Raw genomic sequence first — 24,346 nt, 5'->3', positions numbered from 1 at the left:
CGAAACAGATAGCGGTTTTTCTGAGCCATAAGAGCACCTTAACATGCTCTCAGACCTACTCAGCTGGAATAGACCCTTGCGGAAAGCGGATGGCGGGCGCCTCAGCCCAGCCGGTCGAGCGCCCAGCGCGCGGCGTCGGCCACCGCCGGGTCCGGATCGTCGAGGTTGGCGCGGGCCGCGGGGGCGAGGGCCGGATCGCCCGAGTTGCCGATCGCATAGAGCACGTTGCGCACCATGCGGTCGCGGCCGATGCGCTTGATCGGCGAGCCGCGGAACACCTGCAGGAAGCCGGCGTCGTCGAGCGCGGCGAGGTCGGCCAGCCGCGGCGCCTGCAGTTCCGCGCGCGCCCAGTAGTCCTGCGCCTGCGCCTGCACCGCGAACTTGTTCCACGGGCACACCGCCAGGCAGTCGTCGCAGCCGTAGATGCGGTTGCCAAGGGCGGCGCGCAGGTCCTCGGGGACCGGGCCGCGGTGCTCGATCGTCAGGTACGAGATGCAGCGCCGCGCGTCGAGCTGGAACGGCGCCGGGAAGGCGTCGGTCGGGCAGACGTCGAGGCAGCGGCGGCAGGAGCCGCAGCGCTCCGCCGCCGGCGGGTCCACCGGCAGCTCGGCGGTGGTGTAGATCGCGCCGAGGAAGATCCAGTTGCCCAGCGCGCGGCCCAGCAGGTTGGTGTGCTTGCCCTGCCAGCCGAGGCCCGCCGCCGCCGCCAGCGGCTTTTCCATCACCGGCGCGGTGTCGACGAACACCTTGAGTTGTGCGCCGCTGTCCTCGGCCAGCCAGCGGCCGAGGCGCTTGAGGCGCTTCTTCACCACGTCGTGGTAGTCGCGGCCGCGGGCATAGACCGAGATGTTGCCGCGGTCGCGGTGCGCCAGCCCCGCCAGCGCGTCGTCCGGCGGCGTGTAGGCCTCGGCCAGCATGATGATCGCGCGCACCTCGGGCCAGAGCGTGCGCGGGTCGGCGCGCTGGTCGGACCGCGCCTCCATCCAGGCCATCTGGCCGTGGCGGCCGCGGCGCAGGAAGCGCTGCAGCCGCGCCGGCGCGTTCGGGATCGCGTCCGGCCGGCAGATGCCGAGCGCGGCGAAGCCCTCGTCGCGGGCGCGGGTCTCGAGCGCGGCGCGGAGGGCGGCGGCATCCATGGCGCTAGAAGTCCAGGTCGGCGTAGTGTTCCGGCGGCGTGAAGCCCGGCAGCAGGTCGGCCAGCAGCGAGCGGAACGCGGGCCGCGACTTGACCTTGGCGTACCATTCCTTCAGCGGCTCGGAGCGGTTCCAGTCGACGTCGCCGATGTAGTCGAGGCAGGACAGCTGCGCCGCGGCGGCGAAGTCGGCGATCGACATCTGGTCGCCCGCCAGCCAGCGCCGGCCCTCCATCAGCCAGCCGATGTAGTCGAGGTGGTACTTGATGTTCTTCGCGCCCTCCTTGATGCGGGCGCTTTCGGGATAGCCGGACCGGGCCAGCCGCCTGTTGACCCGCTCGTAGAGCAGGTTGGCGGTCACCTCGTGGTGGAACTTGTCGTCGAACCAGCCCTCGAGCCGGCGCGCCTCGGCGCGTTCGGCGGCGGTCCGGGGCAGCAGCGGCGGGTCGGGATAGACCTCTTCGAGGTACTCGAAGATCGCCGAGCTTTCGGCCAGCACCAGCTCGTCCACGCGCAGCACCGGCACCTTGCCGGCCGGGTTCAGCCGCAGGAAGTCGATGCGCCGGTCCCAGGTCTTCTCCTCGACCAGCTCGACCTCGATCTTCTTCTCGGCAAGAACCAGGCGGATCTTGCGGCAGAACGGCGAAAGCGGTTGGTGATACAAGCGGCGCATGGCCGATTTCTGCCCTGTCTCGCGGGAACTTGCAACGGATTGCGGTCGTCGCGCGCGGATTGCCGCCCGTCGCGCCGGCCAGGGTCAGCGGCTCAGGCAGGCGCCGCGCCCGTCGGCGGCGAGGGTCTGCGCCCCCGCCGCGATGGACTGCGTCCGCTGCCGGGTGAAGCCCGACGGGCGCACCGCCGAGCGCCCCTTGGGGTCGGGCAGCACCGCCATCAGCCGCGCCGCCTGCGCCGGCGACAGCTGCGCCGCCGGCACGCCGAAATGGTGCCGGGCGGCGGCCTCGATGCCGAACACGCCGGTGTCGAACTCGGCCACGTTGAGGTAGACCTCCATGATCCGCCGCTTCGGCCAGAGCGCCTCGATCAGCACGGTAAAGCCGGCCTCGAGCCCCTTGCGCAGCCAGGACCGGCCCTGCCACAGGAACACGTTCTTCGCCGTCTGCTGCGAGATCGTCGAGCCGCCGCGCCGCGCGCCGCCGGCCCAGGCGTCGCGGATCGCGGCCGGCTCGAACCCCCAGTGGCCGCAGAACCCGGCATCCTCGGCCGCGGCGGCGGCCAGCGGCACCTGCGCCGGCAGTTCGGACAGCGGCACCCATTGCCGCTGGATGCCGCCCAGCCGGCGCGCCTCGGCGATCTGGTAAAGGTTGGTCGGCGGCGCCACGAAGCGCAGCAGCAGCACCGCCAGCACCGCCAGCGCCAGCAGTCCGGCCGCGCCCAGCGCGCCCCAGCGCAGCGCCCGGCGCAAAAGACCGCGGCGCCGGCCGGTCCGCCGGCGCCGCGGCAGCAACAACAGCAGTCTGGGCAGGCCCACGCCCGGCTACTGCGCCGGGATCGCCTGCTCGTCCTCGGCCAGCGGGTAGGCCAGCCGGCCGACCATCTCCTTCGGGCAGATCTGCAGGAACTTCGGCAGTTCCTCGGACCAGTTGCGCAGGATCTCGGCGGCGCGCTTGGAGCCGGTCTCCTCGGCGTGGGCGGCGACCAGCGAGCGCAGCTCGGCCTCCCAGTGGGCAGACCGGATCGGCCCGGCGACGATGGTGTCGTCGTTCAGGCGCTCCTCGGCGGCGGCTTCGGGGTCGTAGAGATAGGCCATGCCGCCGGTCATCCCGGCGCCGAAATTGTCGCCGATCGAGCCCAGGATCACCGCGACGCCGCCGGTCATGTACTCGCACCCGTTCGAGCCGCAGCCCTCGACCACCACCTTGGCGCCGGAGTTGCGCACGCAGAACCGCTCGCCGGCGCGGCCGTTGGCGAACAGGTAGCCGTCGGTGGCGCCGTAGAGCACGGTGTTGCCGATGATCGTGTTCTGCGCCGCGTCCAGCGGGCTGCCCAGCTGCGGCTTGACCACGACGGTGCCGCCCGACAGGCCCTTGCCGACATAGTCGTTGGCGTCGCCCGACACCTCGATCTTCAGCCCCGGCGCGGCGAAGGCGCCCAGCGACTGGCCGGCCGAGCCCTGCAGCTTCACCGTCAGGTGGTCGGGCTGCAGCGCGTTACGCATGCCGAAGCGCTGCACGATGTGGCTGGAGACGCGGGTGCCCACGGTCCGGTGCGTGTTCTGCACCGAGTAGCTGAGCTGCATCTTCTCGCCGTCCTTGAAGAACGGCGAGGCGTCGTCGACGATCTGCGCGTCCAGCGTGTCGTCCACCGCCTGACGCGGCTTGAGCCGGTCGTAGACCCGGGCCTGCTCGCCGTCGACCGAGACCAGCAGCGGGTTCAGGTCCAGATCGTCCAGATGCGCCGAGCCGCGGGACACCTGCGCCAGCAGGTCGGCGCGGCCGATCACCTCGTCGAGCGAGCGCGCGCCGATCGAGGCCAGCACCTCGCGCACCTCCTGGGCGTAGAAGCTGATCAGGTTGACCACCTTGTCGGCGGAACCGGTGAACTTCTCGCGCAGGTCCTCGCGCTGGGTGCACACGCCCACCGGGCAGGTGTTCGACTGGCACTGGCGGACCATGATGCAGCCCATGGAGATCAGCGCGGCGGTGCCGATGCCGTATTCCTCGGCGCCCATCATCGCCGCGATGACGACGTCGCGCCCGGTGCGCAGGCCGCCGTCGGTGCGCAGCGTGACCCGGTCGCGCAGATTGTTCAGCGCCAGCACCTGGTGCGCCTCGGACAGGCCCATCTCCCATGGCAGGCCGGCGTACTTGATCGAGGTCTGCGGCGAGGCGCCGGTGCCGCCGTTGTGCCCCGAGATCAGGATCACGTCGGCCTTGGCCTTGGCGACGCCCGCGGCGATGGTGCCGACGCCGGACTGGGCGACCAGCTTGACGCAGACCTTGGCGCGCGGGTTGATCTGCTTGAGATCGTAGATCAGCTGCGCCAGGTCCTCGATCGAGTAGATGTCGTGGTGCGGCGGCGGGCTGATCAGCGTCACCCCCGGCGTGGAATGGCGCAGGCGCGCGATCAGCTCGGTGACCTTCAGGCCGGGCAGCTGCCCGCCCTCGCCCGGCTTGGCGCCCTGCGCGACCTTGATCTCAAGCTCTTCGCACTGGTTCAGGTACTCGGCGGTGACGCCGAAGCGGCCCGAGGCGACCTGCTTGATCTTCGCCGACGGGTTGTCGCCGTTGGGCTCGGGATGGAAATGCGCCGGGTCCTCGCCGCCCTCGCCCGAGTCGGACTTCGCGCCGATCCGGTTCATGGCGATGTTCAGCGTCTTGTGCGCCTCGGGCGACAGCGCGCCGAGGCTCATGCCGGGGGTGACGAACCGCTTGCGGATCGAGGTGATGCTCTCGACCTCGTTGATCGGCACCGGCCGGGCGCCCGGCTTGAAGTCCAGCAGGTCGCGCAGGTGGATCGGCGGCTGCGACTGCATCAGCTTGGAATACTGCTTCCACAGATCGTAGCTGGCCCGGTCGCAGGCCGATTGCAGGATGTGCATCGCCTGCGCGCCCCAGGCGTGGGTCTCGCCGGTACGGCGCAGCTTGTAGAAGCCGCCGATCGGCAGCACGTCGACGCCCTGGCGCCAGCCGCGGGCATGCACCTTCTCGACCTGGCGCTTGATGCCGCTGATGCCGATGCCCGAGATGCGGCTGACGAGGCCGGGGAAGTACTCGGCGCACATCGCGCGCGACAGGCCGACCGCCTCGAAGTTCATGCCGCCGCGGTAGGACGAGATCACGCTGATCCCCATCTTCGACATGATCTTCAGCAGGCCCTGGTTCACCGCCTCGCGGTAGCGGCCGACGGCGGTGGCCAGGTCCATGTCCAGCAGGCCGCGGCGGATGCGGTCGGCCAGGCTGTCCTGCGCCAGGTAGGCGTTGACGGTAGTCGCGCCCATGCCGATCAGCACCGCGAAATAGTGCGGATCGATGCACTCGGACGCGCGGATGTTCAGCGAGCAGAAGGTGCGCAGCCCCTTGCGGGTCAGCCAGGAGTGCACCGCGCTGGTGGCCAGGATCATCGGCACCGGCGCCCGGTCGGGGCCCTGCCCCTCGTCGCTCATGATGATGTGCTGGCCGCCGGCGCGCACGGCTTCCTCGGCGCGGTTGCGGATGTCGTCCAGCGCCGCGCTCAGCGCCTGCTCGCCGCCGTCGACCGCGTAGGTGCAGTCGATCTCGACCGCGCCGTCGCCGAAATACCTGCGCATCGCCGCGAACTGGCCGTTCGAGACGAACGGGCTTTCCAGCGTCAGGATCTCGGTCTGGTTGCTGTCCTCGTCCAGCACGTTCTTCAGGTTGCCGAACCGGGTCTTCAGGCTCATCACCCGGTGCTCGCGCAGGCTGTCGATCGGCGGGTTCGTCACCTGGCTGAAGTTCTGCCGGAAATAGTGGCTGAGGGGTCGGTACTTCTCGGACAGCACGGCGGACGGCGTGTCGTCGCCCATCGAGCCGATCGCCTCCTTGGCGTCCTCGGCCATCGGCGCCAGGATCGTCTCCAGATCCTCGACCGAGTAGCCGGCGGCGGCCTGGCGGCGGCGGAGCGTCTCGCCCTCGTACAGCGGCTGCTCGGGCGCGCCGGCCAGGGTCTCGTCCAGGTCGGTGATCTTGCCGACCCATTCGCCGAACGGCTTGGAGTTGGCCAGCTTGTCCTTCAGCTCGACGTCGTGCCACAGGCGCTGCTCGCGCATGTCCACGGCCAGCATCTGGCCCGGACCCAGCGCGCCCTTCTCGCGCACGTTCATCTCGTCGACCGGGACCATGCCGGCCTCGGAGCCGGCGATCACCAGCCCGTCGCCGGTGACGACATAGCGCATCGGCCGCAGGCCGTTGCGGTCGAGCCCGGCGCAGACCCAGCGGCCGTCGGTCATCGCCAGCGCGGCGGGGCCGTCCCACGGCTCCATCACCGCGTTGGAGTAGTTGTACATGTCCAGCCACGCCTCGGGCATCTTGGTCGCGGTCTTGGACCACGCCTCGGGCACCAGCATGGTCTTGGCCATCGGCGCCGAGCGCCCGGCGCGGACCATCACCTCGAACACCGAATCCAGCGCCGCCGAGTCGGACGAGCCGCTGGCGATGATCGGCTTGATGTCGTCCTGATACTCGCCGAACGCGTCCGAGGCCATGCGGATCTCGTGGCTGCGCATCCAGTTGACGTTGCCCTTGAGGGTGTTGATCTCGCCGTTGTGGGCCAGCATCCGGAACGGCTGCGCCAGCCACCACTGCGGGAAGGTGTTGGTGGAATAGCGCTGGTGGTAGATCGCGAAGGCGCTCTCGAACCGCGCGTCCTGCAGATCCGGGTAGAACTCGGCCACGTCCTGGGCCAGCATCATCCCCTTGTAGATGATCGACCGGCACGACAGCGAACAGATGTAGAGCTGGCCGACCTGCGCCGCGGCGGCGGCCTTCTCGATCCGGCGGCGGATCACGTAGAGCTCGCGCTCGTAGGTTTCCTCGTCCGCGCCCTTGGTGTTCGAGATCAGGATCTGCTCGATCTCGGGGCGGGTGGCGTTGGCCTTCTCGCCCAGCGCCGAGGTGTTCACCGGCACATGGCGCCAGCCGTAGATGCCGTAGCCCATGCGCAGCACCTCGGTCTCGACGATGGTGCGGCAGCGCTCCTGCGCGCCGAAGTCGGTGCGCGGCAGGAACACCTGGCCGACGGCCAGCAGCTCGTCGCCCGGCTCGTGACCGGTGCTGCGGACCTGGTCGTGGAAGAACGGCACCGGGATCTGCACGTGGATGCCGGCGCCGTCGCCGGTCTTGCCGTCGGCGTCGACCGCGCCGCGGTGCCACACCGCCTTCAGCGCGGCGATGCCCGACGTCACCACATCGCGGCGGCGCTGACCGTCGACGGCGACGACCAGGCCGACGCCGCAGGCGGCCTTCTCGTCCTCTTCGCTGTACATGCCGGTGGCGGCGAGGCGGGCACGGGCGTCGGCGTGCTGCTGGGCCCAACGGTCATCGAATCGAGTCATGGGGCTGGCCTTTCTGTAGCGCACAGGACGACGCCGCCCGCACGCGGGGTGCGGACGGCGGTCGATTGCAGGATGGCGCGCCGGCGGTTGCCGGTGCGGGAATTCAGCGAAGCGGCATGGCGACCGAACCGGCGATGCGGCGCGGTTCGGGATCCTGTTCCAGCTGCACGGCCGGCAAGTCGAAATCGATCGCCAGCCCGTCGGATTGCGGCAGGTAGCGCACGCCCAGGCGCGAGGTCGGGAAGTAGCCGCTGGCCGAGAACGAGGTGCCGGCGTCGTAGCCGCGGATCTCCCAGTTGCCCGAGGTCACGCGCACCTGGTCGGGCGACATGCACAGAGTCGCGTCGACGTCGAGGAACACCGTGTCCAGCGAGTCGCGGATGTCGACGATGTCCTCCAGCGGCTGCTTCGAGACCAGCTTGACCTCCTGCACCTCGGTGCCGCGGCGCACGCGGATCGTGCGGGTGCGCGGCGCCGGCCGCGCCTCGACCCGCTGCGTCTCGGGAAGACCGGTCTGATAGCACACCCGCTCTGCCGACAGTTGCAGGCGCGCGGCGATCTCGGAGGCCAGACACTGCCCCTGCCCGGCGCTGCGGCTGAGCCGCTGCTGCAGCAGCCGCGGGCTGACCTGGCCGCAGCCTTCGGGATCCTGCGCCTGTGCCGACGCCGGCGCAGGCACCGACAGCAGCAGCGTGGCAAGAAGCGCCAGGGGCGCGGCGGGCGATATGCGGGTCAGTCGGGTCATGGCGTCCGGGTTCGGGTTGCGTTCCCGTCCCAACGCGCGACGCGCGGAAAAAGATGCATCCGCCGACGTGCAGGCGGCGGATGCACGCCGATACGCGCCCGGCGCGGGCCCGGCGCATGTCTGCGCCGTCCCCAGCACCGTCCGTCGTGTTCGGCAGCCGCTTCATCGCCGCTTGCATCCCGCATTCCACCTGTTTCGAAGCGCCGGTGTCCGGCGCGCTGCTATTCCGCCGCGACGGCCGCCGAGGCGGCGTCGAACCGGTCCAGGATCTGCTCGGCCGCGTCGCGCCCGTCGCGGATCGCCCAGACCACCAGCGAGGCGCCGCGGACGATGTCGCCGACCGCGTAGACGCCCGGGATCGAGGTCTGCTTTGTGCGGAAGTCGGCGCGGATCGTGCCCCAGCGGGTGACCTCCAGCGCCGGCTCGTTCCACAGCGCGGGCAGCTCCTCGGGCTCGAAGCCCAGCGCCTTGATCACCAGCTCGGCGTCCTCGGTGTAGTCGGCGCCGTCGATCTCCTCGGGGACCTGGCGGCCGCTGGCGTCGGGCGCGCCCAGCCGCATCCGCGCGACGCGCACGCCGGCAACGCCGTCGTCGCCGGTGAAGCCCTTGGGCGCGGCGAGCCAGACGAACTCGACGCCCTCTTCCTCGGCGTTCTCGACCTCGCGCTGCGAGCCGGGCATGTTTGCCCGGTCGCGGCGGTAGAGGCACTTCACGCTGGTCGCGCCCTGGCGGATCGCGGTGCGCACGCAGTCCATCGCGGTATCGCCGCCGCCGATCACCACGACGCGCTTGCCGGCGGCGTTCAGCTCGCCGCTGTCGTATTCGGCCACGCTGTCGCCGAAGCCGATCCGGTTCGACGCGGTCAGGTAGTCGATCGCGCGCACGATGCCGGACAGCCCCGCGCCGGGCCCGCCCAGGTCGCGGGACTTGTAGACGCCGGTGGCGATCAGCACGGCGTCGTGCGTCTCGCGGATCTGCTGGAAAGTGATGTCCTCGCCGACGTTGCAGTTCAGCCGCAGCTCGACGCCGCCGTCGACCAGCTGGTCGTTGCGGCGCATGACCACGTCCTTCTCCAGCTTGAAGCCGGGGATGCCGTAGGTCAGCAGGCCGCCGGCCCGGTCGTGGCGGTCGTAGACGGTGACCTTGCAGCCGGCGCGGCGCAGCATGTCCGCCGCCGCCAGCCCGCCGGGTCCGGCGCCGATCACGCCGACGCTTTCCGGGCGTTCCCGCGCCGGGACGACCGGCTTGACCCAGCCGTTCTCCCACGCGGTGTCGGTGATGTATTTCTCGACCGCGCCGATGGTGACGGTGCCGTGGCCGGACTGCTCGATCACGCAGTTGCCCTCGCACAGGCGGTCCTGGGGGCAGATGCGGCCGCAGATCTCGGGGAAGGTGTTGGTGGCCTGGCTGATCTCGTAGGCCTCTTCCAGCCGGCCCTCGGCGGTCAGGCGCAGCCAGTCGGGGATGTTGTTGTGCAGCGGGCAGTGCGTCTGGCAGTAGGGCACGCCGCACTGCGAGCAGCGCGAGGACTGCTCGGCGGCCTTTTCGGCGGCGTATTCGCGGTAGATCTCGCCGAAATCGTCGCGCCGGTCGTCGGCGGTCCGCTTCTCGGGCATCGCGCGCCCGACGGTCACGAATTTCAGCATGTCGCTCTGCGGCATGTCCGCCTCCCTTCCGGATTCCGAATGGCCGACCACAATGCGCCGGAGCCGCTGGATACATCTTTCCGCGCGGCTAATAAAGTCAGCTATGCTGACCTTTTCGCCCATTTTCGCGTCCGGGCGGCAGAAATTCGGCTGCGGCGCCGGAAAATTCGTAAACATATGTGACCTATTCGGCCCGCATTGCCCCCCGGACCCAGGTTTGCTACCACGAAATCCGCCCCGGTTCGACAGGTCATGGCGATGCCCCTGCTTTCACTGCTCATGCTCGCCCTGATCCAGGGAATCACCGAGTTCCTGCCGGTATCGTCCTCGGCGCACCTGGAGCTGTGGCACCAGTGGGTCGGGCAGACGCCGGACGATCTGAGCCTCGACATCGCGGTGCACGTGGGCACGCTGGCGGCCGCGACCCTGTATTTCCGGGCCGAGGTCGGCAGCGCCCTTGCCGGCGTGCTGCAGTTGCTGCGCGGCGAGCGCGACCGCCCCGAGGCGCAGCTGGCGATACGCCTGGTCGTCGCCACCGTGCCGGTGGTGCTGGCCGGCGGCGCGCTGGCGCTGACCGGGCTGACCGAGGCGCTGCGGTCGCTGGCGGTGATCGGCTGGGCGATGATCCTGTTCGGGCTGCTGCTGTGGTGGTTCGACCGCCGCGGCGCGCGCGGCCGCCGAGCCGCGGACTGGACCCTGCGCGACGCCTGGATCATGGGCCTGTGGCAGGCGCTGGCGCTGATCCCGGGCACCTCGCGCTCGGGCGCGGCGATCACCGGCGCACTGGCGCAGGGCTACGAGCGCAGCGACGGTGCGCGGCTGGCGATGCTGATGTCGATCCCGACGATCGCCGCCTCGGGCGTGCTGCTGGTCGGTAAACTGGTCGCCACCGGAAACGTCGAGCTGGGCGCCGAACTGGCGCTGGCCGCCGCGCTGGCGTTCGGCGCCGGGCTGGCGGCGCTGGCGCTGATGCTGCGCCTGCTGCGCAGCGTCAGCTTCACGCCCTATGTCGTGTACCGCGTGCTGCTGGGCCTGCTGCTGCTGGGCATCGCCTATTCCTGAGATCGCCTATTCCTGGAATGGCCTGTTCCTGAAATGGCCTGCGCATGAAAAAGGGCGCGAGCGCGCCCTCTTTCCCGTGCGATCGCACCACCGCCGACGCCGTCCGTCGCCGGCCGGGATCAGTAGCGCAGATCCTTGGCCGAGCTGGTCAGCCGCGCGTACTGGCCGTAGGGCATGTAGGGCGTCAGGTAATCCTCGAGCTCGGCCGCCATCGGCGTCGGCTGGATGCCGAGATCGGCGAACCCCATCGCGTCCTCCGAGACGACGTTGTCCCGGCCCAACTGCAGCACCTGGTCGTGGGTCACCGGCGCCGACAGCAGGCCGCCGCTGATCCGGTGCAGGAAGCCGAAGCTCTTGCCCATCGCCCGCGCCAGCGGCATCGGCACCGACAGCACCAGCCGACGGCGGCGGATCACGTTCAGCATCCGGTCCATCAGCCCGGCGAAGGTATCGACCTCGGGGCCGCCCAGCTCGTAGATGCCGGCGTGCACGCCATTGGTCAGCGCCTTCTCGGCCGCCGCGGCGACGTCGTCGACATAGACCGGCTGGAACCGCGTCTCGGGGCCGATCACCGGCAGCGCCGGGCTGATCCGGGCCATGCCCGCGAAGCGGTTGAAGAACTTGTCCTCGGCGCCGAACACCACCGACGGACGCAGGATAATGGCTTCGGGCTGATACCGCAGCACCTCCGCCTCTCCGGCGGCCTTGGTCCGGGCATAGGCGCTGTCGCTGTTCGCGTCCGCGCCGATCGCCGAGAGATGGACCAGGCGGTTGATCCCGGCCTCGGCCGCCAGCCGCGCGACCCGCGCCGCGCCGTCGACGTGCAGCGAATCGAAGGTCTGCTTGCCGGTCGGGGTCAGCACCCCGACGGCGTAGACCACGGCATCCGCGCCGCTGAGCGCCGCCGCCACCGAGGCATCGTCGCGGACGTTGACCTGCACCGGCTCGACCTGGCCGACAACGCCAAAGGTGCGCACGAACAGCGCGTCGTTCGGACGCCGCACCGCGACCCGCACCCGCCAGCCTGCCCGCGCCATGCGACGCGCGATGTAGCGTCCGATGAAGCCGGAACCACCAAATATCGTGACAATCGGACTTTGCGGGATCATGCGTGAAGCTCTCTCTCTACAAACTCGCCGGCTTCTTCAGCCACGCGTCGGGGCGTGGCCGCCCGCATCCGTCGTCACCTTCCGGTCACGCATGGTGCGGCCGAGTCACGACGCATATAGGACACGGCCCCCAACGCGGAAAGATGCGCGAAAGCACCCGCCGCAAGGCCTGTGACCATGTTGCACCGGTCATCGGTCAGGAGGAAGTCGAAACCTTGTTACCATGATGGCCGCACATGTTCGCGACCTGTTTTCGCGGCGAACATGCCCGCGTCGTCGGGGGGCGTCAAACCTTCCGCGGACAGCATCGCCGGACCGGCGGATTTTCCCCCACGGGAATGCGAAACTGGCGTTGACACCGGTTTGCGGCGGCGATACATCCCCACCCCACGGACGGCACCTGCCCAGGTGGCGGAATTGGTAGACGCGCTGGCTTCAGGTGCCAGTGGCCTAACGGTCGTGGAAGTTCGAGTCTTCTCCTGGGCACCACCGACACGCAGAACCCCTTGGCAGCCTCGGCTTCCGGGGGTTTTTTCGTTTCCGGCCGCCCGACAGTCTTACCCGTCCGGATCCCGCCGGTGCACGCGCGGCGCGCACGGCGAGGCGCTGCCGAAGACTGGGTGCGGATGCGTACCATGCGTCCACCCGCGGGAGATGATTTGCTATGAATTGAGTCGTCCATTGGGGGATGCTTCAAGATGATGAGATTTGACAGCAAGTTTGCTGCACGCTCGGAGTCCGACGCGATTTCGGTCCGGCACGCGCTGGAACCGTCGCGGAACGGCCCGGCCAACGAGAAATTCCTGCAGGACTGCCTGACGGTTTTCCTCGATCTCGGTCTCACGCCGCACGAGATGAGTCGGCTGTCCGGCTTTCCGCTGAATGCGATCAGGCAGGGCCTGACCCGCCGCGAGGGCGCGCGGTGCCCGCCAAGGCCCGCCGAGATCCGGCCGCGGCCGGTGCAGTTCGCGGCCCGGCGGATCGATCCGGGGCGTCAGGACCGGACGAGGATCCTGCTGGCCGAGAAGGACATCGTCGTCGCCAACGATCTGGCCTGCGAGATCGCGCAGCACGGGGCGGCGCGGGTGGAGGTCGTGCACTCGCTGTCGGCGGCCATGAACCGGATCGCCGGCACGGCGCCCGACCTGGCGGTCCTGAACGTCCAGCTTCAGGACGAGCTGAGCTATCCGGCCGCCAGGCGGCTGGTCGCGCTTGGCATTCCGTTCGTCTTCTGGACCAGTTTCGACGACGCCGAGATCCTGTCGGAATTCCGCGACGTTCCGCGCCTGTCGAAGCCGCAGAACACCAAGATCGTTGCCGAGTGCATCAACGGATTCGTGAAATTCCTGGCGCAGGGTCCCGTCCCGCCGGGCCGGTCCGGCGCGAACATCCATGCGGCGCCGTGCGGCCCGGCCCGCCGCATCGTCGGGACCGGCCGGCCGCCGCGGGGCTGACCGGCCGCGTTCCGGCGCCACCTGCGGGTGGAAGCCGTGACCGGCGCCAGGGGTGCGCCGGTCACGGCCGCAACTTCCATCCGAGCGTGCGACGGGCTGCAAATATTTGTATACATTGACTTTTTTTTGACTTTCTGCTAATCGTTTTCCGGCGGGTCACAAACTGTCAGGGCGTGACCGGTTGAGAGACAGCCGAACGTCGTGCTCTTGCCCCAAGCGAGAGTACGAGCCGTTGAAACCCCATGCTTTTCCGTCCGGTCGGAACAATCTGATCTCCACCCTGCCGGACCGCGACCGGGCGCTGATCGAATCGGCCCTGACGCCGGTCACGCTGGACAAGGGGATGGTTCTGGAGTCTGCCAACCGGTCGATCGAGTCCGTGTATTTCCCGGTGTCCGGCATCGGCTCGATCATCGCGCTCGGCACCAACGGGCGGCGGGTCGAGTCGGGTCTGTTCGGCCGCGACGGCATGTCCGGCACCTCGGTCCTGATCGGTGCGGACCGCAGCCCCAACGACACGCTGATGCAGGTTCCGGGGCACGGCCAGTCGATCCCGGTGGACCGCCTCAATGACCTGATGGAGCAGAACCCGGCGCTGCGGCGTCACCTGACCAGGTATGTCCAGGCGCTGATGATCCAGACCGCGCACACCGCGCTGTCCAACGTGCATGCGAAGCTCGAGGACCGGCTGGCGCGCTGGATCCTGATGTGCCACGACCGCATCGACGGCAACAGTCTGGCGCAGACCCACGAGTTCCTGTCGATCATGCTGGGGGTGCGCCGCGCCGGGGTGACGATCGGCATCCACATCCTCGAGGGCAAGGGCATGATCCGCGCCACCCGCGGGCGCATCCAGATCCTCGACCGCGAAGGCCTGGAGGCGGAAGCGGAGCAGATCTATGGCGTGCCCGAGGCCGAGTATTCGCGGTTCTACGGCTAGACCCTGGTCCGGACGCGGCCGCTGCGCCGCGGACCGTCAGGTATCGGTCCACGCCTCGCCGTCGAGGCGCATCTTCGAGGTCGGCCGGACCGAGCTGGCCTGCGGCCCCATGCCCTCGTTGCCCTCCTGCGAGATCGTCAGCTCGACCGGCTGCCCCTCCTGCAGGTCGTCGAAGCCGTCGTTCGCCACCGCGTTGCGGTGGAACCAGATGTCGCGCCCGTCCGTGGTCGCGACGAAGCCGTACTCCGAGAACAGCTGGCGAACGCGTCCGGTCGGCGGGCCCTCGTGCGTCTTCACGTCGCCGCGCACGGTCTGCGAGAACTGCTCCAGCTGCCGGTCCATGGCGTCGAACGCGTTGTTCACCGTCTGAAGCGGGTCGAAATGGTCGCCCTTGCCCGGGTCCTGGCTGACCACCAGCTCCTTGCCGGGCACCCGGGTCTCGATCCGGACATGGTAGTTCTTCGGCGCGCCCTGGCTCTTGTGATCAAGCTCGACCACCACGTGGCACGAGTTGATGTGCTTGAAGTACCGGTGCATCCGGTCGACCCGCTCGCGGATCCGCGCTTCCAGCGAGGCGGAGCTGTCCATGTTGTGGAAGGCTATTTCCAGTGGCTGGTCCATGCGGCTGCTCTCCCTTTCCTGGTAGGGGGAAACGATCTGGTGCGGTGCGCTGTTCCCGTCCGCGGCGGGGAAAGCCCGTCTTCGCCGGCCGCCCGGCGGTCAGCCGGGGCCGGGACGCCGTCAAGCCCCGCCCGCGGCGGCGACCGAGATCCGCATCCCGTCGCGCGGCCACGGCGGAAAACGGTTGCGGGGCAGGCTCAGATCCTGTTCCGGCACCTGCCATGTCATCGTGCGCAGGCGGGCGATCGCCTCGGTCGTCAGCGCGACGGTCAGATCCTCGCCGGGGCAGCGGTGACCGTCGACGGGATCGCCACCGCCCTGCGGCACCAGCGCCTCGGGGGCGGCGTCCGCGCCGAGGTGCCGTTCGGGCCGGAAAGTCTCGGGCGCGGGCCAGGTCGCCGGATCGCGGTTGGTGCCGTATAGATCCAGCAGCAGCCAGTCGCCGGCGTCGAAATGCGCCCCGCGCCAGTCGAACGGCTGCAGCACGCGGCCGCCGATGACCGGGAAGAACGGGTAGAGCCTGCGCACCTCCTGCGCGAAGGCGCGGTGCATCGCCTCCGCGTCCGGCGCGGCGAAGGGGATCGTCTCGCGGTGGACATGCAGCGCGTGGGCCGCGAACACGACATAGCGGCCGGCCGCCAGGATCGGGCGCAGGATGTTCAACAGCTCGACCGCCGCCGCCGCCTCGGTCATCCGGCTGCCATCGGCGTCGACGTGCAGGGCGAGCCGGGCGACGACACCGGCGTCCGCCGTCGCGCCCACCGCGCCGGCCTGCCGCGCGTGGCGGATGACGCCCCGCGCCCAGCGTTCCGAGCGTTCGCGCAGCAGGCGCGCCCGCAGGTGCGCCGGGCCGATGCTGCCCGCGGCGCCGACCATCGCCGACAGTTCGGCGCGCCGCGCCGCCACCTCCCGGTCCGGGGCGGCGATGCCGCACCAGCGCAACGCGGTGCGGGTCATGATGTCGTCCACCGCGTCGCGCAGCGCGACGGTGCGGCCCTGCCAGCCGTCGGCGGCGGCGGTCCATTCCCCGGCGAAGATGCGGCGCGCCGCGTCCAGCCGGCGGGCGGTCATCAGATCCAGGAACATCGCCTTGCGCACGCGGTGCGCGGCGCCGTCCAACGCCTGCACGCTGCCCTTGTCCTGCAGCAGCGCCACCACCGTCGCCGGCATCGCGCCGCGCCGGGTCATCCGGCCGGGGCGGTAGAACTCGCGCGCCGCCTCGGCGCCGCACAGGCAGGTCACCGGGCGCAGCATCATCCGGGTGCGGAACCGGTCGGAGCCCAGCCGGCGGCAGCGGCCCGAGACAAAGCCGTAGCCTTCGCGCAGGAAGGCGGCGGTGCTGTCGATCCCCGGCAGCGCGGGGATCGGTTCGGCACGGGTCTCGGCACGGGTCTCGGCGCGGGTCACGGCGTGGGCCTCCTCGTCCGGCTCGAATGGCGTCGGAGAGGGAACAGCCGCGCGCGCCAACGGTTCCCGACCCGCGGACCCGAAGCCGGCGGCGGCCGCTACCTGCCCATCCAGCCGCCGTCGACGGTCAGGATCGTGCCGTGGACATAATCCGCCGCCGGCGACGCCAGGAACACCACCGGCCCGCCGAAATCCTCGGCGCGGCCCCAGCGTCCCGCCGGGATCCGCGCGAGGATCGCCTTCGACCGCTCGGGATCGCCGCGCAGCGCCTCGGTGTTGTCGGTGTCGACATAGCCGGGGGCGATGGCGTTGACGTTGACGCCCTTCCCCGCCCATTCGTTGGCGAACGCCTTGGCCAGCTGGCCGATCCCGCCCTTGGAGGCGGCATATCCGGGCACGGTGATGCCGCCCTGGAAGGTCAGCAGCGAGGCGGTGAAGATGATCTTGCCGGCGCCGCGGTCGACCATGGTGCGGCCGATCTCGCGCGTCAGCACGAACTGGGCGCTCAGGTTCACCTCGATCACCTCGTCCCACAGCTCGTCGGCATGGTCCGCCGCGGGCGCGCGGCGGATGGTGCCGGCGTTGTTGACCAGGATGTCGATCCGCGGGTGGTCGCGCAGCACCTGCGCGGCGAAGGCGCGGACCGCCTCGCGGCGCGAGAAGTCGCAGGCATGGCCGGTGAAGCGCCGGCCCAGCGCGGCGACGGCGTCGCCGACCGCCGAGCCGGCAGGGTCGAGCGTGGCGCTGACGCCGACGATGTCGGCGCCGGCTCCGGCCAGCGCCTCGGCCATGGCGCGGCCGAGGCCGCGCCTGGCGCCGGTGACCAGCGCGGTGCGTCCCGAAAGATCGAACATGTCACGTCCGGCCATCACGCGTCCTCCGCGATGCGGATCATCGCCTTCATCGTGTCCGGGCTTTCGGTCAGCGCCTGGAACGCGGCCTGGATCTCCTCCAGCCCGCGGATGTCGGTGATGAAGGCGTCGCAATCGACCACCCCCGCGGCCAGCAGGCGCATCGCCGCGTCGTAATCCTCGGGGCGGTAGACGCGGGCGCCGAGCAGGTCGAGCTCGCGCCAGAAGAACTGGAACAGGTCGACCTGCGGCTTGCTGGCATGGATCGCGACCATCACGATCCGTCCGCGGGTGGCGGCGGCGGCGGTCATCAGATCGACGCCGGGCTGGGTGCCCGACACCTCGAACACCACGTCCGCGCCCTTGCCGCCGGTGGCCGCGCGGACCGCGGCGGCGGCGTCGCCGTCGCGCGGGTCGAGCACGTCGAAGCCGGCGCGACGGGCGAACGCCAGCCGGTGGGCGTTGATCTCGCAGACGGTGACGCGCGCGCCCGCCTCGCGCGCGACCATCGCCACCAGCATCCCGATCGGCCCGCCGCCGATCACCAGCACGTCCTCGCCGGGCGCAACCCGGCCGCGGGCGACATCGTGGCAGGCCACCGCCAGCGGCTCGATCAGCGCGGCGTGCTTCAGGTCCAGCCCGTCGGGAACCGGGTGGACGGTGTGCGCCGGGACGGTCCACTTCTGCTGGAACGCGCCGTCGCTGTCGATGCCGAGGAACTTCAGGTTGTGGCAGACGTGCTGGTGGCCGGCGCGGCAGGCGGGGCAGTCGCCGCAGTGGTCCAGCGGCCGCACGACGACGTGCTGGCCCGGCCGCAGCCCCTCGACCCCGTCGCCCAGCGCCGCGATCACGCCCGACATCTCGTGGCCTATGGTGCGGGCGGGGCCGACGCGCGCGTCCATGTGGCCGAGGTAGACGTGCAGGTCGGTACCGCAGATCCCGCAGTAGGCGACGTCGATCTGCACCTCGCCGCGGCCGGGGGGCGGAACCTGCACGGATTCGAGGGTGAAGGTGCGGTCGCCGCGGTAGACGGCAGCTTGTGTGGTCATCGGTTCGGTCCTCTGGCGGATGCGCCGCGGCCCGGTCCGGCCGGGGGGCGGCGAAGTTCGTGGCGGCATACCGGAGGATGTGCCGCATCGCCGGCGCCGGCTCAACCCGGCTCGACCCGGTTCGGCCCGGCTCACCCCGGCCGGCCCGCTCCCGGGCGCCGCGCCGTCACCCGGGCCTGGAACAGGATCACGGCGAACAGGAAGCCGCCGCGGATCACCATCTGCCAGTAGGCGCTGATGCTGATCGTGCCGCGGCCGTTCTCGAAATTGAGGATGTTGAACACCAGGCCGAGCAGCAGCGCCCCGGCGACCGTCGCCGGCACCGAGCCGAGCCCGCCGGTCAGCAGCGTGCCGCCGACCACCACCGAGGCGATGGCCGAAAGCTCCCAGCCGATGCCTTCCAGCGGCTGCCCGGCGCCGAATCCCGACGCCAGGATCACCCCAGCGATGCCGGCGCAGCCGCCCGACAGCATGTAGACGAACGCCTTGGCCCGCGCGACCTTGAGGCCCATCAGCACCGAGGCGTCCTCGCTGCCGCCGATCGCCAGCACCGTCCGCCCGAGCGAAGTCCGCTCGATCACGATCCACAGCACCAGCACCACGGCGGCGACGATGACGATGGACCACGGCAGCAGGTTCCACGCCGACTCCATCCCCATGCGGGTGAAATTCGACGTCCAGTCCACCGAGATCGTCTGCGCCCCCGAGATCACCAGCGCGCCGCCCTTCGCCGCCAGCATCGCCGCCAGCGTGGCGATGAACGGCGGGATCCGCAGCACGATGATGCTGAACGCGTTCAGCGCCCCGAAGCCGACCCCGGTCAGCACCGCGCCGGGCAGCGCGACCTGGATCCCGTAGGGCGACAGGTAGGCGGCAACCACCGAGGTGAAGGCGGCGACCGAGCCGACCGACAGGTCGATGCCGCCGGTCAGGATCACGAAGCACATGCCCACCGAGATGACGATGAACATGGAGTTGTAGTTCAGGAACGAGGTCAGGTTGTAGGCGCTGCCGAAATTCTCGTAGCGCAGCAGCCCGAAGCCGACCAGCGCGGCCAGCGCCAGCCACACCGCGGCCGATTGCGGGCTGTGCGCGACGTATCTGCGCAGATCGAGGGCATCGGCGTTCATGGCGCGCTCACTCCTTCCGGGTCTGCTGCACATAGACGGCGGCGAGGATGATGGCGGCCTTGGCGATCAGCGCGACCTCGTCCTCGACGCCGTTGGCCAGCAGGGTGTACTTCACCAGCTGGATGATCAGCGCGCCGAGGATGGCGCCGAAGACCGGCGCCCGCCCGCCCTGCAGCAGCGCGCCGCCGACCACCGCCGCGGCGATGGCGTCCAGCTCCATCAGGTTGCCGTTGCGCGCCGCGTCCGAGGCCGAGTTGATCGCCACCACGATCAGCCCCGCCAGCCCGGCGAGCGCGGCGCAGATCACATAGACGCCGATCTTGACGCGCCGCACCGGCCCGCCTGCCAGGTGCGCCGCGCGTTCGTTGCCGCCGATCGCCAGCACATAGCGCCCGAACAGGGTCCGGGTGACGACCCAGAACAGCGCCACGGCGATCGCCAGCGCCAGCCAACCCTGGAACGGCAGCCCGAGGATCTTGCCGGTGCCCAGATAGCTGAAGGCGGGATTCTTGAAGGTCTGCAGGTTGCCGTTGGTCAGCACCTGCGCGATGCCGCGCCCCGAGATGAACAGGATCAGCGTGGCGATGATCGGCTGCACCCGCAGCACCGCCACCATCACGCCGTTGAACAGCCCGCAGGCGACCGCCGCCAGCAGCGGCAGCACGATCGCCGCCGCCACCCCCAGCCCCGGATAGGCGGTGCCCAGCGCCGACTGGAAGATCAGCGGCGCCAGCGCGCCGGCCAGCGCCATCACCGCGCCCACCGACAGATCGATGCCGCCGGTCGCGATCACCAGCGTCATGCCCATCGCCACGATGGCGATGGTGGCGACCTGGGAGATGTTCACGAACAGGGTCTGCAGCTGCAGGAAGTTCGGCGTGACCAGCGCGTTGAACACCAGCAGCGCGATCAGCGCCGCGACGCCGCCGTTGCCGCGCGCCAGCTTTCGCCACTGCGCCCGGCGCGGCGGGCGGGCGGCGGGCAGGTCCTGCACCATCATGCCGTCACCCGGCGGTCGTGCGCCAAGGCGCGGACAAGCCTGTCTTCGGTGATGCCCGGGTTGGCAAGTTCGGTCACGGTGCGGCCCTCGTTCAGCACGACGATCCGGTCCGCGCCTTCGACCAGTTCCTCGAATTCCGAGCTGATCAGCACCACGCCGTGACCCTGGCCGACGAAATCGCGGATGATCGCCTGGATCTCGCGCTTGGCGCCGACGTCGACGCCGCGGGTCGGCTCGTCGAGGATCAGGACCTCGGGCTCGATCGCCAGCCAGCGCGCCAGCAGCACCTTCTGCTGGTTGCCGCCCGACAGCTCGCGGATCGGCTGCTCCATGTCGGCGGTCTTGATCCCGAGCGCGTCGATGAACCGCTGCACCAGCGCGCGTTCGCGGGCGCGGTCGACCTGCCCGTTCCGCGCTAGCCGGGGCAGCAGCGCCAGCGTCAGGTTCTCGCGCACCGACATGCCGGGCACGATGCCTTCGGCCTTGCGGTCCTCGCTCAGGAACCCGATGCCGCGCGCGATCGCCTGCGCCGGTGTCGCCGGCGCCGATGGCGCGTCCTTCAGCCGGATCGCGCCCGCGGTCACCGGATCCTCGCCGAACAGCGCCCGGGCAGCCTCGGTGCGGCCCGAGCCGAGCAGCCCGCCGAGGCCGACGATCTCGCCGCGGTGCAGGGTCAGATCCAGCCGCGACAGGCGCGGTCCGGTCGCCACGCCCTCGGCGCGCAGCAGGATCTCTCCTTGCCGGGCGGCGCCGCCGCCGAACTCGGTCATCCCGTCTGCGGCGATCTCGGCGGTGTCGCGGCCCAGCATCGCGCCGATCAGGTCCAGCTTGGTGGCGCCGGCGATAGGCCGGCAATCGACCGTGCGGCCGTCGCGCATGGTGGTCACGCGGTCGCAGATCGCGAACAGCTCGTCGAGGAAGTGCGAGACGTACAGCACCGACACGCCCGCCGCGCGCAGCCCGCGCACGACGCCGAACAGCACCTCGATCTCGGAGGCGTCGAGCGACGAGGTCGGCTCGTCCATGATCACCAGCCGGGCGTCCAGCGACACCGCGCGGGCAATCGCGACCAGCTGCTGGATCGCGGTCGAGTAGCTGCCCAGCGGCGCCCGCACGTCGATGTCGATGCCGAACCGCATCAGGATCTCGCGCGCCCGCCGGTGCGCCTCGCGCCAGTCGATGAACACGCCCAGCCGCTTGGGCTCGTAGCCCATGATCATGTTCTCGGTCACCGACCGCAGCGGCACCAGGTTGAGCTCCTGGTAGATCGTGGCGATGCCGGCCTCCTGCGCCTCGCGCGGGCCGGCGATCCTGGCCGGCGCGCCGCGGAACAGCACCTGACCGGCGTCGCGGCGGTAGACCCCGGTCAGGATCTTGATCAGGGTCGACTTGCCGGCGCCGTTCTGTCCGATCAGGGCGTGCACCTCGCCGGGCAGGATCTCGAGCGAGGCGCCGGCCAGCGCGGTGGCGCCGTTGAACGCCTTCTCGACGCCGGTCATGGACAGAAGCGGTTGCATCGCGGCCTTTCCGGGAAACGTGCAGGTGCCGGGAGAGCGCGGGCTCTCCCGGCGGGCTGCCTCAGTACGCCTCGTCGATGTGATCGGCGGCGTTCTCGGCGGTGAAGATCCGGTCCTTGACCTGGACCCAGGGCTCGATCTCCTCGCCGGCGGCGTAGCGTTTCATCACCTCGCAGCCGAGCGGCCCGAAGAACGGCGAACTTTCGACGGTGACGCCCATCTTGCCGTCGATGATCGCCTGCAGCGCGTCGCGGGTGCCGTCGATCGACACCACCAGCACGTCCTCGCCGGGGCTGCGGCCGGCCAGTTCCAGCGCCTGGATGGCGCCGATCGCCATCTCGTCGTTGTGCGCGTAGACGATGTTCACGTCCGGATGCGCCTGCAGCAGCGTCTCCATCACCTGCCGGCCGAGGTCGCGGGCGAAGTCGCCGGTCTGGCTGGCGACGATCTCGAACCGGTCGTCCTGCACGATGCGCTCGTCGAAGCCCTGCTTGCGGTCGTTCGCCGGCGACGAGCCGGTGGTGCCCTCGAGCTCGACGATGATGCCCTTGTCGCCGTCGAAGTTCTCGATCACCCATTCGGCCACGCGGCGGCCCTGGTCGATGAAGTCGGAGCCCAGGAAGGCCACATAGTCCTCGCCGGGCTTGGCGGCGTCGGGATCGACCGAGCGGTCGACCAGGAAGGTCGGGATACCGGCGGCCCTGGCCTTCTTCACCGCCGGGATCAGCGGCTTTTCCTCGCGCGGCGGCAGGAACAGCACATCGATGCCCTGGGCGATCATGCTGTCGACGTCGGCGACCTGCTTGGCGGCGGAGCCGGCGGCGTCGGTGGCGATCAGGTCCCAGCCGCAGGACGCGGCGGTGTCCTGGAACGACTTGGTCTCGGCGATGCGCCAGGGGTTGTTCGATTCCATCTGCGCGAAGCCGACCTTGTAGCGCTCCTTCTGCTCCAGCGGCGGCAGGCTCTGCGCGGCGGCCAAGGTCCCGAGGCAGATCGCAAGCGCCGTGGCGCCGGTCATCAGGTGTCTGCGGTGCATTTTATTCCTCCAGGTTGGTGCGCCGCGCTGGGTGCCGGCGCCGATTGTCGGGTTCATCCCCAGTTCAGATACGTGGTCTGCTTGCGCAGGTAGCCGTCGAACCCGTACTTGCCGTCCTCGCCGCCGAGGCCGGAGTGGCCCCAGCCGGTGTGGAAGCCCTGCACCGCCTCGCCGTTGCTGCGGTTGAGGTAGAGTTCGCCGAATTTCAGCAGCCGCGGCGCGCGGGCGAGGTCGCGGGCGTTGCGCGTGAACAGGTAGGCCGACAGCCCGTAGGAGGTGTCGTTCGCATGCGCCACCGCCGCCTCGAAGCTGTCGACGCGCAGCGCCGCGACCGCCGGGCCGAAGACCTCCTCGCGCAGCACCGGCGAGGCGTTGTCCGACACCTCAAGCACCGTGGGCGCGTACCAGTGGCCCCGGGCATGGCGGCCGTCGGTCAGCGGGCCGCCCTCGAGCAGCACCTCGGCGCCGGCCGCCCTGGCGCGGGCGACGATCCGGGCGACCTTGTCGCGCTCGGCGCCGCTGACCTTCGGCCCCAGGTCGACCGCGCCCAGCGGATCGCCGATCGTCAGCGCGCGGGCCGCGGCCACGAATTTCTCCAGGAACGCATCGGCGATGTCGCGGTGCAGGTACATCCGCTCGTTGCAGGTGCAGATCTGGCCGCAATTGGTGAACCGCGCGGTGACCGCGGCGGCGACGGCGGCGTCGATGTCGGCGTCCTGCATCACGATGAACGGCGCCTTGCCGCCCAGTTCGAGCCGGATCACCTTCAGCCCCTCCGCCCCGGCGCGGTAGATCTCGCGCCCGGCACGGGTGCTGCCGGTCATCGTGACCAGCCCGCTGAGCGGGCTTTCGACCATCGCCTGTCCGACCACCGGGCCGCGCCCGGTGACGACGTTGAACACGCCGGCCGGAAGCCCGACCTGGTGCGCCAGCCGTGCCAGCGCCAGGCCGGACAGCGGCGTGATCTCGTGCGCCAGCAGCACGAAGGAGTTGCCCGCGACCAGCGCCGGCCCCAGCTTGCGGGCGGCCAGCGCCGCGGGATAGTTCCAGGCGGTCAGCCCGACCACCACGCCGTAGGGGTGGCGCCGGATCTGGATCTCCTCGTCCGGGTTGTCCGCGGCGACGATGTCGCCCTCGATCCGGCGCGCGCTTTCGGCGGCATAGGTCAGGAAGGTGACGACGGCGCCGATCTCGCCCCGCGCCTGCGCCAGCGGCTTGCCCTGTTCCAGCGTCACGATCCGCGCAAGGTCTTCGGCCTGCGCCGAGACCGCGCCGGCCAGCTTCGCCACCAGCCGGCCGCGCGCGATCGCCGGCAGCGCCGCCCACGCCGGCTGTGCGCGGTGCGCCGCCTCCAGCGCCATGCGGGCGTCCTCGGCCGTGCCGTCGGGAACGGAGGCGATGATCTCTTCGGTGGCGGGGTTCTCGACCTCGATCAGCGCCCGCGAATCTGACGCCACCCAGTCACCGCCGACATACATCGACGCGGCAGTTGTGGCACCCTGCTGCAGCAACAGATCGAGCATCATCCCCCCTTTTTTGGCCTGACCAAACTTTTTGGTGTTTTACTCATAGAATGACACTAGCGCAAATGTTTTTACGAGTTTCGGGCAAAAGT

General features: G+C 70.3%; 20 protein-coding genes and 1 tRNA gene. 5 read left to right on the top strand and 16 right to left on the bottom strand.

The window, feature by feature from the left end; translation table 11 throughout:
• Positions 1 to 101: 101 nt before the first annotated feature.
• From queG to GE300_RS18575, 6 genes are all read right to left on the bottom strand, one after another.
• On the bottom strand, positions 102 to 1,136 hold the full coding sequence (gene queG / locus GE300_RS18600) for a tRNA epoxyqueuosine(34) reductase QueG (protein WP_154448866.1): 1,035 nt from the start codon (positions 1,134 to 1,136) through the stop codon (positions 102 to 104).
• Between the two features lie 4 nt (positions 1,137 to 1,140).
• Complete coding sequence (gene fzlA / locus GE300_RS18595; RefSeq protein ID WP_154448864.1) at positions 1,141 to 1,806, bottom strand: FtsZ-binding protein FzlA; 666 nt, start codon at positions 1,804 to 1,806, stop codon at positions 1,141 to 1,143.
• Positions 1,807 to 1,890: 84 nt separating this feature from the next.
• Positions 1,891 to 2,622: a monofunctional biosynthetic peptidoglycan transglycosylase gene (mtgA, locus tag GE300_RS18590; protein WP_325063319.1), complete on the bottom strand. Its 732-nt coding sequence runs from the start codon at positions 2,620 to 2,622 to the stop codon at positions 1,891 to 1,893.
• 6 nt (positions 2,623 to 2,628) lie between these two features.
• Positions 2,629 to 7,164 carry a glutamate synthase large subunit gene (gene gltB / locus GE300_RS18585; RefSeq protein WP_154448862.1) on the bottom strand — a complete coding sequence of 1,512 codons (4,536 nt, stop codon included), beginning with the start codon at positions 7,162 to 7,164 and terminating at the stop codon, positions 2,629 to 2,631.
• Between the two features lie 103 nt (positions 7,165 to 7,267).
• Positions 7,268 to 7,909 (bottom strand): hypothetical protein, encoded by a 642-nt coding sequence (locus GE300_RS18580; RefSeq protein WP_154448860.1) that lies wholly within the window; start codon positions 7,907 to 7,909, stop codon positions 7,268 to 7,270.
• A gap of 221 nt (positions 7,910 to 8,130) precedes the next feature.
• Positions 8,131 to 9,570, bottom strand: a complete 1,440-nt coding sequence (locus GE300_RS18575) for an NAD(P)-dependent oxidoreductase (RefSeq protein ID WP_154448858.1) — start codon at positions 9,568 to 9,570, stop codon at positions 8,131 to 8,133.
• 24 nt (positions 9,571 to 9,594) lie between these two features.
• Between GE300_RS18575 and GE300_RS18570 the strand changes: the two genes are divergently transcribed.
• Together GE300_RS18570 and GE300_RS18565 are read left to right on the top strand one after the other, a co-directional pair.
• Positions 9,595 to 9,738: a hypothetical protein gene (locus GE300_RS18570; protein WP_154448856.1), complete on the top strand. Its 144-nt coding sequence runs from the start codon at positions 9,595 to 9,597 to the stop codon at positions 9,736 to 9,738.
• A gap of 75 nt (positions 9,739 to 9,813) precedes the next feature.
• Positions 9,814 to 10,617 carry an undecaprenyl-diphosphate phosphatase gene (locus GE300_RS18565; RefSeq protein ID WP_154448854.1) on the top strand — a complete coding sequence of 268 codons (804 nt, stop codon included), beginning with the start codon at positions 9,814 to 9,816 and terminating at the stop codon, positions 10,615 to 10,617.
• A gap of 119 nt (positions 10,618 to 10,736) precedes the next feature.
• On the opposite strand, the gene GE300_RS18560 is transcribed toward GE300_RS18565, so the two are convergent.
• Entirely contained in the window at positions 10,737 to 11,726 is a 990-nt protein-coding gene (locus tag GE300_RS18560) for a complex I NDUFA9 subunit family protein (protein WP_154448852.1), read from the bottom strand.
• 402 nt (positions 11,727 to 12,128) lie between these two features.
• Here GE300_RS18560 and GE300_RS18555 point away from each other — a divergent pair.
• The 3 genes from GE300_RS18555 to GE300_RS18545 all read left to right on the top strand — a co-directional run bounded on the left by GE300_RS18555 (position 12,129) and on the right by GE300_RS18545 (position 14,120).
• Positions 12,129 to 12,215, top strand: a tRNA-Leu gene (locus GE300_RS18555).
• 209 nt (positions 12,216 to 12,424) lie between these two features.
• Positions 12,425 to 13,180 carry a response regulator gene (locus tag GE300_RS18550; RefSeq protein ID WP_154448850.1) on the top strand — a complete coding sequence of 252 codons (756 nt, stop codon included), beginning with the start codon at positions 12,425 to 12,427 and terminating at the stop codon, positions 13,178 to 13,180.
• 232 nt (positions 13,181 to 13,412) lie between these two features.
• A complete protein-coding gene (locus GE300_RS18545) occupies positions 13,413 to 14,120 on the top strand; it encodes a Crp/Fnr family transcriptional regulator (RefSeq protein WP_233417176.1) in 708 nt (235 codons plus the stop codon).
• A 36-nt stretch (positions 14,121 to 14,156) separates the two neighbouring features.
• Here the strand turns inward: GE300_RS18545 and GE300_RS18540 are convergent, their stop codons facing one another.
• The 9 genes from GE300_RS18540 to GE300_RS18500 form a co-directional block, all read right to left on the bottom strand.
• Positions 14,157 to 14,741, bottom strand: coding sequence for an HPF/RaiA family ribosome-associated protein (locus GE300_RS18540; RefSeq protein ID WP_154448848.1), 585 nt, complete (start codon positions 14,739 to 14,741; stop codon positions 14,157 to 14,159).
• 120 nt (positions 14,742 to 14,861) lie between these two features.
• Positions 14,862 to 16,148 carry a cytochrome P450 gene (locus GE300_RS23755; RefSeq protein ID WP_325063318.1) on the bottom strand — a complete coding sequence of 429 codons (1,287 nt, stop codon included), beginning with the start codon at positions 16,146 to 16,148 and terminating at the stop codon, positions 14,862 to 14,864.
• A gap of 98 nt (positions 16,149 to 16,246) precedes the next feature.
• On the bottom strand, positions 16,247 to 17,017 hold the full coding sequence (locus tag GE300_RS18530; protein WP_154448846.1) for an SDR family oxidoreductase: 771 nt from the start codon (positions 17,015 to 17,017) through the stop codon (positions 16,247 to 16,249).
• Entirely contained in the window at positions 17,017 to 18,048 is a 1,032-nt protein-coding gene (locus GE300_RS18525) for a zinc-dependent alcohol dehydrogenase (protein ID WP_154448844.1), read from the bottom strand. The genes GE300_RS18530 and GE300_RS18525 overlap by 1 nt, the downstream gene beginning before the upstream one ends.
• Before the next feature lie 131 nt (positions 18,049 to 18,179).
• Positions 18,180 to 19,178 (bottom strand): ABC transporter permease, encoded by a 999-nt coding sequence (locus tag GE300_RS18520; RefSeq protein WP_154448842.1) that lies wholly within the window; start codon positions 19,176 to 19,178, stop codon positions 18,180 to 18,182.
• A 7-nt stretch (positions 19,179 to 19,185) separates the two neighbouring features.
• Complete coding sequence (locus GE300_RS18515; protein ID WP_154448840.1) at positions 19,186 to 20,178, bottom strand: ABC transporter permease; 993 nt, start codon at positions 20,176 to 20,178, stop codon at positions 19,186 to 19,188.
• Positions 20,175 to 21,695: a sugar ABC transporter ATP-binding protein gene (locus tag GE300_RS18510; protein ID WP_233417175.1), complete on the bottom strand. Its 1,521-nt coding sequence runs from the start codon at positions 21,693 to 21,695 to the stop codon at positions 20,175 to 20,177. Before GE300_RS18510 ends, GE300_RS18515 begins: the two co-directional genes overlap by 4 nt.
• Positions 21,696 to 21,756: 61 nt before the next feature.
• Positions 21,757 to 22,731 (bottom strand): ABC transporter substrate-binding protein, encoded by a 975-nt coding sequence (locus GE300_RS18505; RefSeq protein WP_154448838.1) that lies wholly within the window; start codon positions 22,729 to 22,731, stop codon positions 21,757 to 21,759.
• Between the two features lie 53 nt (positions 22,732 to 22,784).
• On the bottom strand, positions 22,785 to 24,254 hold the full coding sequence (locus tag GE300_RS18500; protein ID WP_233417174.1) for an aldehyde dehydrogenase family protein: 1,470 nt from the start codon (positions 24,252 to 24,254) through the stop codon (positions 22,785 to 22,787).
• Positions 24,255 to 24,346: the final 92 nt, after the last annotated feature.

This window comes from Halovulum marinum (assembly GCF_009697225.1).
Lineage (GTDB): Bacteria > Pseudomonadota > Alphaproteobacteria > Rhodobacterales > Rhodobacteraceae > Halovulum > Halovulum marinum.
This window is presented reverse-complemented; position numbering and strand designations above follow the sequence as displayed.